Source organism: Halomonas litopenaei (assembly GCF_017303055.1).
Lineage (GTDB): Bacteria > Pseudomonadota > Gammaproteobacteria > Pseudomonadales > Halomonadaceae > Halomonas > Halomonas litopenaei_A.
Genome location: NZ_JAEKJT010000005.1, coordinates 336,077 through 352,830, shown reverse-complemented (window position 1 = coordinate 352,830; position 16,754 = coordinate 336,077). Strand labels below are relative to the sequence as shown.

The window sequence follows — 16,754 nt, the reverse complement described above, 5'->3', positions numbered from 1 at the left end:
AGCATCTGACTGAAAATAAGGAAGGATGTCATCTTGCCCACCGATTCTACCGAATTCGCCGCGCAGCTGCGTCCCCGTCTAGCCTCAGACCCGCTATGGGAGTTTGCCCTGGCTCTCTATGCCAGGCCGGGGGTAGAGCCGTCGTGCCTGATCCTGCAGGACGAGCACGGCTGGGATGTGTGTGAGCTGATCTGGCGCTGCTGGCTGTTTCGCCATGGTGCCACGACAGGCCCGGTTCCAGCGGACGTCAGCGACTGGCAGCAAACGGTGACTGTTCCATTGCGCCAGCTTCGTCGCCAACTCAAGCGTGCCGCCCAGCACGAACCGAGCATCGCGAGTGTGCGCTCAAGCATCCAGCGCGCAGAACTCGAAGCGGAGCGTCAATGCCTCGAGATGCTCATGAAAATTAGCCTTGAGGGGCTTGCTTTTACCCCCTTGCCAGAGCCAAGACCACGCCTTGAAAAAGTTCTTCTTTCTTGCAGCGAACGACAGAAAAAAACGCAATTTACGGCCCTGAGAAGCATGGAAAGCCAGCTTGACCCTCTTCCTTCAGCGCGCTAGCCTGAACTTAACTGCATGAGAATTACTGCATTTTTTGCAGAATCTAACCCGCTGAAGCCAAAGCGGTGTAGCGCGTTGTTCAGTGCGCGCTCAACCTGCCCCTAGCTCCAACACCTGCAGAGGAACCACAAGAATGAAGGCAACACAATTGTTGACCACCGCCAGTATCGGCGCACTGATGCTGGGTCTTTCCTCCACTGCCATGGCTGACAACTGGCGCTACGCCCACGAGGAGTACGAGGGCGATGTCCAGGACGTCTTTGCTCAGGCGTTCAAGCAGTACGTTGAAGACAATTCCGACCATTCCGTCCAGGTCTATCGCTTTGGCGAGCTGGGCGAATCTGACGACATTATGGAGCAGACCCAGAACGGTATCCTGCAGTTCGTCAACCAGTCCCCCGGCTTCACCGGCGCCCTGATTCCAGAAGCCCAGATCTTCTTTATCCCCTACCTGCTGCCCACCGATGAAAGCACCGTTCTCACGTTTTTCGACGAGAGCAAGGCGATCAACGAGATGTTCCCCGAGCTCTACGCAGAGCATGGGCTAGAACTTCTGCAGATGTACCCGGAAGGGGAAATGGTGGTCACCGCCGACGAGCCGATCACTTCACCGGAAGACTTCGATAACAAGAAGATCCGGACCATGACCAACCCCTTGCTGGCGGAGACCTACGACGCCTTTGGCGCCACGCCGACCCCGCTGCCCTGGGGCGAGGTGTATGGCGGTCTGCAGACCGGCATCATCGACGGCCAGGAAAACCCGATCTTCTGGATCGAGTCTGGCGGTCTGTATGAGGTGTCTCCCAACCTGACCTTCACCGGACACGGCTGGTTCACCACCGCCATGATGGCCAACCAGGACTTCTACGAGGGCCTGTCAGACGAAGACAAGCAGCTGGTCCAGGATGCGACCGATGCTGCCTACGACACCACCATCGAGCACATCAAGGGGCTTGCCGAGGAGTCGCTGGCCAAGATCCAGGACGCCTCCGACGAGGTCACCGTGACGCGTCTGGACGAAGAACAGATCCAGGCCTTCCGTGATCGCGCTCCTCAGGTTGAGGAGAAGTTCATCGAGATGACCGGTGAGGGCGGTCAGACGCTGCTTGACCAGTTCAAGGCCGACCTCGAAGCGGTGCAGGGCAGCGAGGGTTAAACCTCGTCACCACGAGACCGCTCCCAAGGGGGCAGCCGCAGTCTGGCTGCCCCCTTTTGTTTGCACGACTGCCGGTCTGCGTACACATAGCGTTGGAGGCGCTATCGGCATCAGCGCCTCGCGGCCACTACGCTGCTGGCAGGGCTACAGTGAAGACCCGTGTCTCTCACCCGGTACCCCCCGACCAAGGATTGCCACATGACCGACGAAGAATCCGAAAAGAATTATCACTCGGGGCTGCCTGGTTTTCTGGGCACCATCGACAACGCGATCAGCAAGCTGGAGGCCGCCATTCTGGCCGTCGGCGTGCTGCTGATGGCAGCTAACACCATCATCAACGTGATCGGGCGTTTTGTATTTGGCGAGAGCATCTTCTTCAGCGGTGAGCTCAACCGAATCCTGATCATCATGATCACCTTTGCCGGCATCGGCTACGCCGCGCGCCATGGCCGACACATCCGCATGTCTGCCATCTACGATGCCCTGCCGGTAGGTGGGCGCCGCGTCCTGATGGTGGTCATTGCCCTGTTCACGTCACTGGTGATGTTCTTTTTGCTCTACTACTCAGTGATCTACATCCTCGACCTCTACGACAAGGGGCGCATCCTCCCCGCGCTGGGAATTCCGATTTTCTGGATCTACCTGTGGGTCCCGCTGGGCTTCTTGATCACAGGCATCCAGTACCTGCTGACGGCCATCAAGAATCTGACGTCCCACGACGTCTACCTGTCGACAGGCGTAGTGGATGGCTACAAGGACACGGAGACCGAAGTATGAGTGATGTGACGGTAGCCGCAGGAGAAATGGTCCAATGACAACGATAATGGTCACAACCATGATTGCCCTGCTATTGCTGGGCTTTCCCATGATGATTCCGCTGATTACCGCCGCGGTGATCGGCTTCTTCATGATGTTCAACGGGCTGGATCAGATGGATACACTGATTCAGCAGATGATGGCCGGCATCAGACCAGCCTCACTGATCGCGGTGCCGATGTTCATCCTTGCCGCCGATATCATGACCCGCGGTCAGTCGGCGGAGCGACTGATCAATATGGTCATGGCCTTTATCGGCCATGTGAAAGGTGGACTGGCGGTGTCCACCGCCGCCTCCTGCACGCTATTCGGTGCAGTATCGGGCTCTACCCAGGCGACCGTGGTGGCCGTCGGCTCACCGCTGCGTCCACGCATGCTCAAGGCGGGATATTCGGACTCCTTCACCCTGGCCCTGATCATCAACGCCAGTGACATTGCTTTCCTGATCCCGCCGAGCATCGGCATGATCATCTATGGCGTCATTTCCGGAACATCTATCGGCGAACTGTTCATCGCAGGCATTGGTCCTGGTCTGCTGATTCTACTGATGTTCTCTCTCTACTGCGTGGCCTACGCGGTGATTCGCGATGTACCGACGGAACCCAAGGCGTCATGGGGCGAGAGACTGGCGTCCGTCAGACAGGCGCTATGGCCCCTGGGCTTCCCGGTCATCATTGTCGGCGGCATCTACGGCGGCATTTTCAGCCCCACCGAAGCGGCGGCTGCCTGCGTGCTGTACGCCGTGTTGCTCGAGTTCGTGGTATTCCGTTCGCTGAAGATGGGCGATATCTATGCGATCGCCAAATCCACGGGGCTGATCACCGCCGTGGTGTTCATTCTGGTGGCCGTAGGCAATGGTTTCTCATGGATCATCTCTTTTGCCCAGATCCCCCAGGCCTTGCTGGAGGCAGCGGGTATCAATGAGGCGGGGCCCACCGGCGTGCTGATTGCGATCTGCGTGGCCTTCTTTGTGGCCTGCATGTTTGTGGATCCGATCGTGGTGATCCTGGTGCTCACGCCCATTTTTGCGCCAGCCATCGAGGCGACCGGCCTGGATCCCGTGCTGGTCGGCATCCTGATCACCTTGCAGGTGGCCATAGGGTCGGCCACGCCACCGTTTGGCTGCGACATATTTACCGCCATCGCGATCTTCAAGCGCCCCTATCTGGACGTGATCAAAGGCACGCCACCGTTCGTGTTCCTGCTGATCCTGGCAGCAGCGCTGTTGATCATGTTCCCGCAGATTGCGCTGTTCCTGCGTGATATTGCCTTCCGATAGCACAGCTACGGCTCAAGGAGAAACCGATGTTCAATCGTATCCTGGTGGCGGTAGATGGCTCCAAAGGCGCCATGAAAGCACTGGAAAAGGGCGTGGGTCTGCAGTACCTGACCGGCGCTGAGCTTTATATTCTGTGCGTTTTCAAGCATCACAGCCTGCTCGAGGCCTCGCTGTCGATGGTCCGTCCCGACAAGCTGGACCTGCCAGACGACGCGCTCAAGGAATATGCGTCCGAAATCGCCGTTCATGCCAAGAACCATGCGGTAGAACTGGGGGTGCCGCTGGAAAAGGTGCGTGCCTTCGTCAAGGGTGGCCGCCCCTCACGCACCATCGTGCGCTTTGCTCGCAAGCGAGACTGCGATCTGATCGTCATTGGGGCCCAGGGCACCAACGGCGATGCCAGCCTGATCCTCGGTAGCGTCGCACAGCGCGTTTCCGGCTCCGCCCAGTGTCCTACCCTGGTCGTCTAGTCGGTCATCAGACGGCAAGCCAAGCACGACAAACAAGACCCGGATCCCTGATCCGGGTCTTGTTCGTATGGAGTAGACTGCGACGGATGCGGAACCCTTTGCCGCCTGATACAGTCACACCAACGACATTCACACTGCGGCCGACGCCGCCAGACAAGGATTTCCATGAAGACACTGCTGACTTCCGCTTCGCTGATCGCCCTGCTGGGTGCCGCTCCGCTGGCCTTCTCTGCACCGGAAAGCGACCAGGAGAAACTCAGCTACAGCCTGGGTGTGACCTTGGGCCAGAGCATCAAGCAGGACGTGGAAGACCTCGATACCGACGCCTTCAGTGACGCCATCAACGATGTGTTCGCCGGCGGTGACCTGGACATGACCGACGAGGAAATTGCGGCGGCGTTGACCAAGTTCCAGGAAGACGCCATGGCCAAGCGCGCGGAGGAGCAGCAGAAACGCGCCGAAGAAATGGCTGAACAGGCAGACGCCAACCAGGAAGAAGGCGCGGCCTACATGGCTGACAACGCCGAGAAAGACGGCGTGACCACCACCGATTCCGGCCTTCAGTACAAGGAACTGGAAGAAGGCGACGGTGAGTCACCTGAAGCGGGTGACACTGTCCAGGTCAACTACGAAGGCAAGCTGATCGACGGGACTGTCTTCGACAGCTCCTACGAGCGTGGCGAGCCGGTCTCCTTCCAGGTCGGCCAGGTCATTGAAGGTTGGCAGGAAGCCCTGCAGATGATGAACGTGGGCGATACCTGGGAAGTCGTCATTCCGCCGGAGCTTGGCTACGGCGCCCGTGGACAGGGACCGATTGGCCCGAACGAGACCTTGATCTTCAAGGTCGAGCTGCTGGATATCAATCCCAGTGATGAAGGCTGAGGCAGTGCGCCCAGCTCGCCGGACCAACGCCAGCCTCCTCGGGGGGCTGGCGTTTTTTTTGACGATGCCAGCGCTGGCACAGCCCCCAGCGCTCCCGGCGCTCGGTCTATCAGTCGAGCATACCGCCACCATTGGCGTGTCTTCCGGGGGTTACATGGCGGAGCAGCTGGCAGTGGCCTGGCCCTCACGCTTCGAGGCGCTGGGCCTGGTCGCCAGCGGACCGTGGGGATGTGCCCTGGGTGAACTGGGGGTGGCCCTCGGTCAGTGCATGGGGCAACGGCACGGTACAGCGGACTTGGCAGCCATTGATCGGCGCCTGCAGGGCTATCGTGAGCAATCGCGGGTAGGGGATGCAGACGATCTTGCCGAGCTGCGAGTGTACCTGTGGCACGGCGACAAGGACGGCACCATCGACCCCGCGGTAGGCCACGCAGCCGTTACCCAGTGGCAAGGCTGGCTGGCTGACGAACGCCAGCTTCAAGCCGTCTTTCATCCCGACGCTGGACATGGGTGGCCCACCACCGTGGAGAGCGACATCCCTCTGGCAGACTGCAGCGAAGGAGGCCCCCCTTACCTGCTGGACTGTCATACCGATCTGGCCGGAGACTTCCTCACCTGGTGGCTTGGCGCGCTCCAGCCTGCCGAGCAACCTGAGTCAGCCGAGCCTGCGGAGTTTGCGAGCGACGCGCGACTTATCGCCTTCGACCAGCGCGAGTTCGACGCCAAGGGCCTGGCGGATACCGGTTTTCTGTACCTGCCCGAGGCCTGTGAACAGCAGCAGAACACGTGCAAGCTCGTGGTCGCCTTCCACGGCTGTGAGATGGCGGTGGACGACACCGACGACGAGGCGATCCAGCCGCCCGCCTTCGCCAAGGCCAGCGGTTTGAATCGCTATGCCGAGCGCCTCGGCCTGGTCGTGCTGTATCCCCAGGCGGAAGCAAGCTTGGCCAACCCGAAAGGGTGCTGGGATTGGTGGGGTTTCAGCGAGAGCACCTGGCAACAGGACCCGCTGCATGACAGCCGCGATGGCCGACAGGTCAGCGCGCTGATGAGCATGATCGATCGACTGCAGCAACGCCCTTGATGCGACGATGTTCATGGAACGATGAGGCGCGCTGGCTTACTCGGCCAGCGCTCGATCAAGGGCTGCCTGTAGCGGGCCTGGAGTCGGTGAATGCAGGACACGCTCAAGGATCGTACCGTCTGGCTTGACCAGGTACAGGGAGGCGGTGTGATCCACGGCGTATTCCATCTGCGAGTCTGGTGTCTCGACCTTGCGCCAGACAACGCCATAGCGCTCGCCAATGTCCGCTAGTTCGGCGGCACTCCCTGTGGCTCCGACCATGTCGTCACCGAAGGCGGCGAGATACTCTTCCAGTCGCTCCAGCGTATCGCGTTCGGGATCTACCGAGATCATGACCGGCACCACTCGACGGCGTAGCTGAGGGGAAAGCGATAGGCGCGCCTGACGCACGACGGCGAAGCTGATGGGGCAGACATCAGGGCACCAGCTGTAGCCAAAGAACAGCACGGCGACCTGGTCATCCTGCAATGCTGACAGCGAAAACGTGCCGGTGGTGGCAGGAAGTTCGATGTTGCCGCCGACAGGCCCCGACGACGGCGTCACCTGCCAGGGTCTGAAGCTCCAGAGCAAGGCTGCCGCCACCACCAGCCCCCCCGCCAGCCCAAGGGCCCAGCGACGCCGCGCAGAAATTCGGGAGGTCATGGCAGGCTACGCTCGACTTCCAGGTCGAAAAAACTGCCTACGCGCCCTCGTGGCGTATCGAAGCTGACCCGGGCACGCCAGACCATGGTCTCGCGCGTACAGATGCCCAGCTGCCCCTCACCGATGAACCGACTGACGCCGTTCTCGTCTGGTGGCTCGGCGGACAGCGTAAAACGGTGCTCGCCCATGTCCATATCGACCCCTTCGAATGACACCCTCACGTTGTCAGCAGCTACACCGTCGATGCGAACCGCCAGAGGCAGCGCGACGAGAGGCTGAATACTGCTGTCAGGCGCGATGGCAAGAGAGACGCTTTCCCCCTCTCCGAGGCTGGCCGAACAGGGCCCCTGGTGCAGATCGCACCCTGGGGCTGCGGGGTACCAGACCGTCTCCTGATGATCGCCAAGTTCGTAGCGCAACAGGTACCATAGGGCAACCAGCAGCGTGACCACGGTAACGGTGATCAGCATGCGCAGTCGTGGACGACGTGCGCCACGCGAGGATGAGGACTGGCGCGAATCCATGTTGGAGGACGACCTCCAGAGCAGAATGGGTGTCACCTTAGCTTATCAGCAAAATCCCGAAGCCCCCTGCGCGACAATGTCGCAGTTATCAACGCGCTGGACTGACAACAACGCATCACCACGTCGCCTCGGGCGTCATTCGAACAAGGATCGTACATGGCCTCCATCACCGCGGCCCTTGGCCCTCTCTTCCTGCTGATATTGCTGGGTGCTCTGCTCGGGCTTGCACGTTTCCCCGGTGGCGACTTCTGGGCACGCATGGAACGGCTGATCTACTTTCTGCTGTTTCCTGCCATGCTGGTCGCGACTCTGGCACGCGCAGATATCAGCCAGGTTCCGGTGGTTCGGCTGGCCGTGGTCCTGCTCGGCACCATGCTTGCCCTATCCTTGCTGCTCTGGTGGTGCAAGCCGCGCCTTGGCCTTGACGCCGCCGCCTTTACATCGGTCTTTCAGGGGGCCGTTCGCTTCAACACCTATGTCGGGGTGGCAGGGGCGGCCGCCTTGCACGGCAGCCAGGGCGCGACCGTCGCGGCGGTAGCGCTGGCGCTGATGATTCCGACCGTCAATGTCCTGTGTGTGCTGACCTTTATTGCCGCCGGAACCCTGGGACGTTCCGGGCTCTGGCGCTCGCTGTGGGCACTGGCCCAGAACCCTCTGATCCTGGCGTGCCTGATCGGCATTGGGCTCAACCTGTCTGGCATCGGTCTGCCTGGCTGGTCGGCCGGTACGCTGGAACTGCTGGGTCGAGCTGCGCTTCCCCTTGGTCTGGTGGCTGTCGGCGTGGCACTTCGTCCCCAGGCACTGCTTCGCCGGGACCTGGGCCTGTGGGTCTCGAGTCTGGCCAAGCTCATCCTCATGCCAGCACTGGTCCTCGCACTTGGTTGGGTCTGCGGGCTCGATCCGGTCAGCCTGAATGTGGCGCTGTTGTTTGCTGCGCTGCCCACCGCCACCTCTGCCTATATTCTCGCGCGCCAACTCGGTGGCGACGCTGAGTTGATGGCCGGGCTGATCACGGCGCAGACCCTGGCCGCGATGCTGACGCTGCCACTGTGGATGCAGCTGACCTGAGCCGCACAGCCCCTATATAAAAAAGATTCTCGTTTGTGTTGACGAAGCGAATGAGAATGAATTACGCTTACTTCGTCGGCGTTGATGAGTCGCCGACACCAGATACAGGCATTGCCAGTCGCTATCTGGTTTCTCCTCCTCATTGCTAGTCACGGTCCTTTCGCCGCTTCCCCTTGGAAGCGGCTTTTTCTATTGTGGCCTGTGGCCATTCCGCGATCGGCCAGGCCAACGCGATGGCATCAGCAGCGCTGGCCGCCGCCTTAAATAAAAAATATTCTTGTTTGTATTGACGCGATCAATGAGAATGATTTACGCTTACCTTGTCGGCGTTGATGAGCCGCCGACACCAGATACCAGGCGTTGTTCGTCGCTATCTGGTTTCTCCTCCTCATTGCTAGTCACGGTCCTTCGCCGCTCCCCCTTGGGAGCGGCTTTTTCATTTCCCCTTTTTGTTTCCCCCTTTCCAGACCAACGCAGACCAACGCAGCCAGCCAGAGATCAACGACGCTCAGAAGGCATGAATAAAAAGAATTCTCGTTACGCTTGACGGGGAAAATGAGAATGATTTACGCTGATGTTGTCAGTGTTGATGAGCCACTGACACCAGATACAGACTCTGCCAGTCGCTATCTGGTTTCTCCTCCTCATTGCTAGTCACGGTCCTTTCACCGCTCCCTCTGGAGCGGTTTTCTTTTGTGCTCCGCCTACCCTCGAGACGCTCTCCGTCAGCTACCCGCGTTCATCTGTCGTGACTCGCGACCATGGGCAGGCCAGGGCCCGGCACCCGACAGGCGCTGTCGCAGCAAGGTCGCCAGGGCGTCTACGGCTGGCCATGACGCCGCCGCAATTCGCCTGCTGAAGTACAGACACGCGTGAGAGTGACTCAGCTCAGGAAGCCCGTCTCGCTCATCCAGTACTCGCATTCTGGGCGTCAGCCGCTGGCGGTCGAGAATGCTCACGGCCAAGCCGACTTCTACGGCCTTCTCGACGGCATGGATACTGGTACTGGTAAAGACGGCGTACCAATCACGCCCCTGGCTGTCGAGGGCCTCTACACCGAGAGAGCGGAATGGGCAGTCCAGAGGGTGCAGAGCAAGCGGCAGCGGCGCGTCATCCGTGAGACGAAATTCACGCGAGGCAGCCCACACCGGGGCGGTCTGCCACAGTGACTCTCCCGCTCCCAGCTGATGGGGTCGGTCCAGCGCGACGGCCAGCGACAGCTCGCCGCGTTCCAGGCGACGCGCCAACTCTCCACTCGGCGCCGTCACCGCCTCCAGCAAGACATTGGGATGGCTGGCCAGGAAATCAGGCAGGATCTGCTCCACCAAATGCGGCGCATAGCCTTCAGGCATCCCGAAACGCACCCGACCACTCAATCCCTGTCCTGTCAGCCTGGCCACCAGGCTATCGTGCTGGCGCAGCAGTTCACGCGCTTCCTGGAGCAAGGCTTCACCCGCCGGCGACGGCGATACGCCCCGTGGGCCGCGTATCAACAGCCGCGCGTCCAGGCGTTCCTCCAGGCGTTTGATCTGCATGCTCAAGGCACTGACAGTGCGATGACGCAGAGCCGCAGCCCCCGCCAGACTGCCCTGCTGGGCCACCGTGACAAAGCTGCGCAATGCTTCAAGATCCAACGATGGGCCCTCTCCCATACCTCCTCCAGGGTTAAGCAACATTGAAGTCAGCGTGCAAAAGCTTTCGCTACTCGAAAGTCTAGCATCTGGGCAGACTAAGCCAACGCTGACTCATCCACCGATGCCTAGAGGAGGTAACGATGCAAAGACCCACCCTTTCGCTAAACGTCGGGCACCGCGGCCTTCTCACCGCCCCCAGCACGACCGTCGGAGCTTGCTGTCTCGCAGCAGGTTTCGTGCTCTGCTGGAGCAGTGGCTTCGTGGGCAGTCGTCTGGCGGTGGAGCTGAACACTCCTGTGTTGGGCCTCTACAGCTACCGTTTCGCTCTGGCTGCGGCGCTGGCCTGGGTCGTGGTGGCCTGTCTCAGGCGACGCCCCGGATTGCGCCCGAATCGACAACAGGTTCAGCATGAACTGCTGACCGGCAGTCTGACCGTTGGCGTCTATCTGCTGGCGATGTTGATCGCCGTGGCGGAAGGGGTGAGTGCTTCGGTGGCTGCATTGATCGGAGCCCTGCAGCCATTGGCGGCTGCCTTGCTGGCCAAGCACCTGCTCCATGAGAAAAGTGAGAAGGCTCAGTGGTGGGGCATGGGACTGGCCACCTTGGGCGCCGCTGCCATGATCACCGGTGACATGCAGAGTGCCGGTGGCGCGCCCTGGTGGGCCTATCTGCTACCGTTGCTCGCGGTGGCGGCGGTCTCTCTGGGCAGCGTGCTGACACCCCCTGACACCTCACGCCCGGGCTCCCAGCATGCGCGTCCTGAGCCACTCTCCCTGGTGCTGCGGCTAGCCCTGCAGCTGAGCGCTGCCACGCTGGTCTTTGTGGTCGCAGCACTGCTGTTGGAGCCAGGCGTGCCCACGCCGCCACCACTGACACTCGACAGCGGCGTGGCGCTGATCTGGCTGGTGCTGCTGTCGACCTTCGGAGGCTACGGCTTTTTCGTCGCCAGTCTCGGCCGCTTCGGGGTCACACCGACCTCGGCACTGATCGCGCTGACGCCCGCAGTGACACTGGCATTGAGTGTCGTCCTGCTCGGCGATCGTACCGACATGCTTGGCCTGAGTGGCCTGGTCGTGTCGTTGCTCGGTGCCCTGTGGGCGCTGGCTGCAGGGCGCCAGCGTCCAGGGCGAGGAGCCGATGCGCGGCTTACTCGGCGCGGCGGTAAATCAGGTCCCAGACACCGTGACCGAGCCGTTCGCCCCGCGCCTCAAACTTGGTCAACGGACGAAAGTCGGGACGCGGCACATAGGGTGTCGTCTCCTCGGTCGCCGTATTGACGTAGCCCGGCGCCTCATCCATGACCTCGGCCATCCACTCGGCGTAGGCCTCCCAGTCGGTCGCCATGTGCAGGGTGCCGCCCGGCTTGAGCCGCTGGCGCACCAGCTCCACAAAGGCTGGCTGAACGATACGCCGCTTGTGGTGCTTCTTCTTCGGCCAAGGGTCCGGGAAAAACAGCTGGAGGGTGGTCAGGCTGGCTTCCGGCAAACATTGCTCGAGCACCGCCAGGGCATCCTCGCGATACACCCTGAGGTTGGTCAGCCCACGCTTGTCGGCTTCATCCAGCAACTTGCCGACTCCCGGCGCATGCACTTCAATGCCGATAAAGTCAGTATCCGGATGAGTTTCAGCCTGCTCGACCAGTGATGCCCCCATGCCAAAGCCGATTTCAACGACTCTAGGGGCGCTGCGTCCAAACAACGCGTCGAGGTCCTGGCGCCCTTGATCCAGCGTCAGGCCAAGCTTCGGCCATACCTCTTCCAACCCACGCGTCTGCGCCTGGGTCATGCGCCCGGCCCTCAGCACATAGCTCTTGATACCGCGACGATGCAGCGGTGCCTCGGGCCCTTCGGGGCCAGTATTCTTGCCCTCTTGCGGGCGCTCTTGATCGGTCATGATGGTGTCTGGCGGCGTGAAAAGTGACTGGTGAGCAGCGCTTCTGCGGAAAGCGCTGCCGCCACTGCTGCACTGGCAACATGACGACAGCGCGTTCCCAAGGCCGGCTTCACACGTTGATGCGTCCAGCGAAAGGTGAGGAGGCTTCAGCGTTGCGACGAGGCATGCGCCCGGCAAGAAACGCCTGGCGCCCGGCCTGTACCGCGTGCTTCATGGCTTCGGCCATCAATACCGGCTGGCGCGCGTGGGCAATGGCGGAATTCATCAGCACCCCGTCGCAGCCCAGCTCCATGGCTAACGCGGCTTCTGATGCGGTGCCAATGCCGGCATCCACCAGCACGGGCACCTTGGCCTGCTCGATGATCAACCGCACATTGTAGGGGTTTTGAATGCCTTGGCCGGAGCCGATCAGTGAACCCAGGGGCATCACCGCGCAGCAGCCGATCGCCTCGAGCTCTCGGGCTACGATGGGGTCATCGCTGGTGTAGACCATGACGTCGAAACCATCGGCTACCAGGGTTTCAGCCGCCTTGAGGGTCTCCACCACGTTGGGATACAAGGTGTTGTCATCGCCCAGCACTTCAAGCTTGACCAGCTTGTGACCATCCAGCAGCTCACGGGCAAGGCGACAGGTGCGCACAGCGTCCTTGGCGTTGTAGCAACCTGCCGTATTGGGCAGCAGGGTGTAACGCTCAGGTGGGACGACGTCGAGCAGGTTCGGCTCGCCGGCTTCCTGGCCCAGATTGGTGCGGCGCACCGCAAAGGTGACAACATCCGCGCCACTGGCGGCGATGGCATCGCCGGTCTCGTCAAAGTCCTTGTACTTGCCGGTCCCGACCAGCAAGCGTGAAGAAAAGCTGTAGCCGGCGACCCGTAGCGGGCTGTCCTGAAAGATATCGGTCATGCTCTGGTCCTTACTCGCAAAGCGATTCTGGGCCGCCGTCGAGCGGCGCACCATGAGAGTGAAGCGGGATGGCTCGCCTCAACCACCTCCGATAGCGTGGACGATCTCGATCCTGTCGCCATCGGCCAGCGGCGTCTGCGCGTGCTGGCTGCGCGGCACGATATCCTCGTTGAGTTCGACGGCGATACGCCGACCACCCAGGCCGAGCGCGTCAATCAACTCTGCCACGGTCTGTTCGCGGTCGAGGGCGTGGGGCTCACCATTGAGCTGGATCTGCATGGCCACCTCATTTTCAAGATGTCGCGGGGCCCACATTGTAGCGACTCACAGCGTCTCGGGGTACGGTTGGGGGCAGATTCCTTGCAACTGTCCCGGCCGCCGGCAGACGCTTCACGCCTCACCCACAGAGAGACCCCCTAATGCCTGATCGCCACTGGTGGATCACCCTGGCCCTGTCCGGGGCCTGCGTCGTCGGCCTCGGGGCCTTCGCCGCCCATGGTCTACATGACCGCTTGCCGGAGCGCCTGTCGGCGGCCTTTGTCACCGGCGTGCGCTACCAGGCATGGCACACCCTGGCCGCCATGGCCGTGCTGGCATGGCGGTCGCAGTTCCCGATCCCTGCTCAATTGCTGGCCCTGAAACTGTGGCTCGTGGGGGTGCTGCTGTTCTCGGGGTCACTCTACGCCATGGCCATGGCGGGACTGGCAGGTGCCGGGCTGGGCCCACTCGGGGTGATCACCCCCATCGGCGGTACGCTGTTGCTGCTGGGATGGCTGGCCCTCGCCTGGGGACTTTGGCGTCAGCCCCGCTGATCATCAGTCAGCGTCCGGCAGCACGTAGGTCGCCGTCACATGGGCCACCGGCGCCTCATCTCCATCAGAGAACAGCTCTACCTCCCCCACCGCCAGACGTCGCCCAAGCTTGATCAACCGGGCATTGGCGATAAGGTCGCGATCACCCCGCGCGCGACGCAGAAAATGGCAGTTGAGGTTACTGGTGACGGCCATGGGTTCTGGGCCTATCTGTGCCAGGATGGCCACGTACAGACACACGTCGGCCAGGCCCATCATGGTGGGACCTGACACACTGGCACCGGGTCGCAAATGCTCGTCCTCGATGGCCAGACTCATGGTCGCACGCATCTCGGACACGGCCTCGATGGTGCCACAGCGCTGTGGGAAGACATCATCGAGAAAATCCTCGATGGCGGCGGCGGTCATCACGGTCATGGCTCTCTCCCTGAAAGCAGTCCAGCGACTTCACCATACCCCAAGGCGCGACACCATACCTCAACGCCCTTGCCACCAGGGCACAACGCAGCACCCCCGGAAACAGGGTTCCGGGGGTGCTGGTGATGCGCTCGACAACGTCTTGAGCGTTTTACTTCGCCTTGTGGACCTGGCGCCAGTGGTGCAGCAGCGGCTCGGTGTAGCCGGCAGGCTGCTCACGCCCCTTGAAGATCAGATCGCTGGCGGCCTGGAAAGCGCTGGAGTTGGCAAAGTCCGGGCTCATCGGCGTGTAGGCCGGGTCGCCTTCATTCTGCCCATCCACCACCTTCGCCATGCGCTTGAGCGTCTCTTCCACCCGCGCAGCATCCACTACGCCGTGATAGAGCCAGTTAGCAATATGCTGGCTGGAAATACGCAGCGTGGCGCGATCTTCCATCAGGCCCACGTCATGAATGTCCGGCACCTTGGAAGCACCAACGCCTTGCTCGACCCAGCGCACCACGTAGCCAAGAATACCCTGACAGTTGTTGTCCAGCTCCTGCTGAATCGCCTCATCGGACCAGTCCGCGGAGGTGACCACCGGAATCGTCAGCAGGGCCTTGAGCAGCTCTTCACGCTGCTCGCTTTCATCCAGTTCCTCGAGCTCGCGCTGCACCTGGGCCACGTCGACCTGGTGGTAGTGAAGCGCGTGCAGTGCCGCCGCCGTCGGAGACGGCACCCATGCGGTGTTGGCACCGGCCTTGGGGTGACCAATCTTCTGCTCGATCATGGCCGCCATCAGGTCCGGCATGGCCCACATGCCCTTGCCGATCTGAGCACGACCACGCAGGCCACAGGCCAGTCCGACCAGCACATTGCTGCGCTCGTAAGCCTGGATCCAGTCGGCGCCCTTCATGTCGCCCTTGCGCAGCATCGGGCCCGCTTCCATGGCGGTATGCATCTCGTCGCCGGTGCGATCCAGGAAGCCGGTGTTGATGAACACCACGCGACTGGTGGCTTCATTGATGCAGGCCTTGAGGTTCACCGAGGTACGCCGCTCCTCGTCCATGATCCCCATCTTGAGGGTATGGCGAGCCATGCCCAGCAGGTCTTCGACGCGTCCAAACAGCGTGTTGGCAAACGCCACTTCCTTCGGACCGTGCATCTTCGGCTTGACGATATAGACAGAGCCGGTGCGCGAGTTGCGCGGCTGATCATCGCTCTTGTTGAGGTCATGCAGCGCAATCAATGAGGTCATGATGGCGTCGAGAATGCCCTCGGGCAATTCGTTGCCGTCAGCATCCAGCACGGCCGGGTTGGTCATCAGGTGACCGACGTTGCGCACGAACAGCAGCGAGCGGCCGGGCAGCGTCAGCTCGCCACCATCCGGCGTCAGGTACTGACGGTCCGGGTTCAGGCGACGGGTGAAGGAGCTGCCGCCCTTCGACACCTCGGCCGTCAGGTCTCCTTTCATCAGGCCCAGCCAACTGGCATAGACCCCCACCTTGTCCTCGGCGTCCACCGCCGCAACCGAGTCCTCACAGTCCATGATGGAGGTCAGCGCGGCCTCGACGACCACATCTTTGACATGAGCCGGATCGGTCTTGCCGATGGGGTGACTGTCGTCCACCTGAATTTCCAGGTGCAGGCCGTGGTGGGACAGCAGCACAGCGCTGGGCGCAGCGGCATCTCCCTGATATCCCACCAGCTTGCCGGGCTCCTTCAGACCGGTCTCGCGTCCACCTTCCAGTGAGACGACCAGGTGGCCGTCGCGCAGGAAGTACTTCACCGCATCACGATGTGAGCCTGTGGCCAGCGGCGCCGCCTGGTCCAGCACATTGCGAGCGTAGGCCACCACCTTTGCCCCACGCTTGGGATTGAAGCTCGAGCCTTTCTCGCAACCGTCCTCCTCGGAGATCGCGTCTGTGCCGTACAAGGCATCATAAAGGCTGCCCCAACGCGCATTGGCCGCATTCAGGGAGTAGCGAGCATTGTTGACCGGAACCACCAGCTGCGGGCCGGCTTGAGACGCGATCTCGCGATCCACGTTCTCGGTTGTGACCTCGACCTTGGCAGGCGGGTCCACCAGATATCCGATGTCCTTCAGGAAGGCTTGATACGCCGCCATGTCACTGACCGGGCCGGGGTGCTCGCGATGCCAGGCATCAAGCTTGAGCTGCAGTGCATCACGTTCGGCCAGCAACTCACGATTCTCGGGCGCCAGGTCGTGAAAGATCGCGTCTACGCCTTTCCAGAAGTCCTCGGGATCAATACCTGTGCCGGGCAGCGCCTGATCATTGATGAACTGGTCCAGCTCGGCGGCCACCTGAAGGCGATGGCGAGTAATGCGTTGCGTCATGGGGTCTAGCTCCTCGTTGGGCCTTGGGTGCCCCCCTGGCACCATCCGGCCGGACAGGATGAAAGGTGACTGCTCCCGAAAGATTTTGTGGAAAATAATTCCACATGTAAACCCAAACGCTTCGTCTTTCCCCCAAGGCTAGACCAAAAGATAAGCCTGCGACGTAACCAATGATTAGGAAACAGTGGTGCCGAACAGGCGCAATCGCTAGCATGGAATGAGCAAGGATGCGTTAACAGGAAGGTTTTCAGGCCTGCCGATGGGCTGCCTCACG

At 61.4% G+C, this 16,754-nt stretch carries 17 protein-coding genes and 1 pseudogene; 10 read left to right on the top strand and 8 right to left on the bottom strand.

Features of this window, described 5'->3' with window-relative positions:
* Positions 1 to 33: 33 nt before the first annotated feature.
* The 7 genes from JF545_RS11780 (at position 34) to JF545_RS11750 (ending at position 6,248) form a co-directional block, all read left to right on the top strand.
* On the top strand, positions 34 to 561 hold the full coding sequence (locus tag JF545_RS11780) for a TIGR02444 family protein (protein WP_206942266.1): 528 nt from the start codon (positions 34 to 36) through the stop codon (positions 559 to 561).
* A gap of 133 nt (positions 562 to 694) precedes the next feature.
* Positions 695 to 1,717, top strand: a complete 1,023-nt coding sequence (dctP, locus tag JF545_RS11775; protein WP_206942265.1) for a TRAP transporter substrate-binding protein DctP — start codon at positions 695 to 697, stop codon at positions 1,715 to 1,717.
* A 198-nt stretch (positions 1,718 to 1,915) separates the two neighbouring features.
* Positions 1,916 to 2,494 (top strand): TRAP transporter small permease, encoded by a 579-nt coding sequence (locus JF545_RS11770; protein WP_206942264.1) that lies wholly within the window; start codon positions 1,916 to 1,918, stop codon positions 2,492 to 2,494.
* A gap of 34 nt (positions 2,495 to 2,528) precedes the next feature.
* Positions 2,529 to 3,812 carry a TRAP transporter large permease gene (locus JF545_RS11765; RefSeq protein ID WP_206942263.1) on the top strand — a complete coding sequence of 428 codons (1,284 nt, stop codon included), beginning with the start codon at positions 2,529 to 2,531 and terminating at the stop codon, positions 3,810 to 3,812.
* A 26-nt stretch (positions 3,813 to 3,838) separates the two neighbouring features.
* A complete protein-coding gene (locus JF545_RS11760) occupies positions 3,839 to 4,282 on the top strand; it encodes a universal stress protein (RefSeq protein ID WP_206942262.1) in 444 nt (147 codons plus the stop codon).
* 165 nt (positions 4,283 to 4,447) lie between these two features.
* A complete protein-coding gene (locus tag JF545_RS11755) occupies positions 4,448 to 5,164 on the top strand; it encodes an FKBP-type peptidyl-prolyl cis-trans isomerase (protein WP_206942260.1) in 717 nt (238 codons plus the stop codon).
* 64 nt (positions 5,165 to 5,228) lie between these two features.
* Entirely contained in the window at positions 5,229 to 6,248 is a 1,020-nt protein-coding gene (locus tag JF545_RS11750; protein ID WP_242520842.1) for an alpha/beta hydrolase, read from the top strand.
* A gap of 36 nt (positions 6,249 to 6,284) precedes the next feature.
* Here JF545_RS11750 and JF545_RS11745 read toward each other — a convergent pair whose 3' ends face one another.
* Together JF545_RS11745 and JF545_RS11740 are read right to left on the bottom strand one after the other, a co-directional pair.
* Positions 6,285 to 6,890: an SCO family protein gene (locus JF545_RS11745; RefSeq protein ID WP_206942259.1), complete on the bottom strand. Its 606-nt coding sequence runs from the start codon at positions 6,888 to 6,890 to the stop codon at positions 6,285 to 6,287.
* Complete coding sequence (locus JF545_RS11740; protein ID WP_206942257.1) at positions 6,887 to 7,414, bottom strand: hypothetical protein; 528 nt, start codon at positions 7,412 to 7,414, stop codon at positions 6,887 to 6,889. The genes JF545_RS11745 and JF545_RS11740 overlap by 4 nt, the downstream gene beginning before the upstream one ends.
* A gap of 156 nt (positions 7,415 to 7,570) precedes the next feature.
* Here JF545_RS11740 and JF545_RS11735 point away from each other — a divergent pair, with 156 nt between their 5' ends.
* On the top strand, positions 7,571 to 8,482 hold the full coding sequence (locus JF545_RS11735; protein ID WP_206942255.1) for an AEC family transporter: 912 nt from the start codon (positions 7,571 to 7,573) through the stop codon (positions 8,480 to 8,482).
* A gap of 725 nt (positions 8,483 to 9,207) precedes the next feature.
* Here JF545_RS11735 and JF545_RS11730 read toward each other — a convergent pair.
* Positions 9,208 to 10,134 carry a LysR substrate-binding domain-containing protein gene (locus JF545_RS11730; RefSeq protein WP_206942253.1) on the bottom strand — a complete coding sequence of 309 codons (927 nt, stop codon included), beginning with the start codon at positions 10,132 to 10,134 and terminating at the stop codon, positions 9,208 to 9,210.
* 122 nt (positions 10,135 to 10,256) lie between these two features.
* Here JF545_RS11730 and JF545_RS11725 point away from each other — a divergent pair.
* Positions 10,257 to 11,204: pseudogene (locus JF545_RS11725) on the top strand (DMT family transporter); the annotation flags it as partial.
* 58 nt (positions 11,205 to 11,262) lie between these two features.
* Here JF545_RS11725 and trmB read toward each other — a convergent pair.
* The 3 genes from trmB to thiS form a co-directional block, all read right to left on the bottom strand.
* Positions 11,263 to 12,009: a tRNA (guanosine(46)-N7)-methyltransferase TrmB gene (gene trmB, locus JF545_RS19940; RefSeq protein WP_242520804.1), complete on the bottom strand. Its 747-nt coding sequence runs from the start codon at positions 12,007 to 12,009 to the stop codon at positions 11,263 to 11,265.
* 109 nt (positions 12,010 to 12,118) lie between these two features.
* Positions 12,119 to 12,913 carry a thiazole synthase gene (locus JF545_RS11720; RefSeq protein WP_206942249.1) on the bottom strand — a complete coding sequence of 265 codons (795 nt, stop codon included), beginning with the start codon at positions 12,911 to 12,913 and terminating at the stop codon, positions 12,119 to 12,121.
* A gap of 78 nt (positions 12,914 to 12,991) precedes the next feature.
* Entirely contained in the window at positions 12,992 to 13,192 is a 201-nt protein-coding gene (gene thiS / locus JF545_RS11715) for a sulfur carrier protein ThiS (RefSeq protein ID WP_206942247.1), read from the bottom strand.
* Positions 13,193 to 13,332: 140 nt separating this feature from the next.
* Between thiS and JF545_RS11710 the strand changes: the two genes are divergently transcribed.
* Positions 13,333 to 13,725, top strand: a complete 393-nt coding sequence (locus tag JF545_RS11710) for a DUF423 domain-containing protein (RefSeq protein WP_206942245.1) — start codon at positions 13,333 to 13,335, stop codon at positions 13,723 to 13,725.
* A gap of 3 nt (positions 13,726 to 13,728) precedes the next feature.
* Here the strand turns inward: JF545_RS11710 and JF545_RS11705 are convergent, their stop codons facing one another.
* Together JF545_RS11705 and JF545_RS11700 are read right to left on the bottom strand one after the other, a co-directional pair.
* A complete protein-coding gene (locus JF545_RS11705) occupies positions 13,729 to 14,142 on the bottom strand; it encodes a PaaI family thioesterase (protein ID WP_206942244.1) in 414 nt (137 codons plus the stop codon).
* A 151-nt stretch (positions 14,143 to 14,293) separates the two neighbouring features.
* Positions 14,294 to 16,480, bottom strand: coding sequence for a malate synthase G (locus JF545_RS11700; RefSeq protein ID WP_206942243.1), 2,187 nt, complete (start codon positions 16,478 to 16,480; stop codon positions 14,294 to 14,296).
* Positions 16,481 to 16,754: the final 274 nt, after the last annotated feature.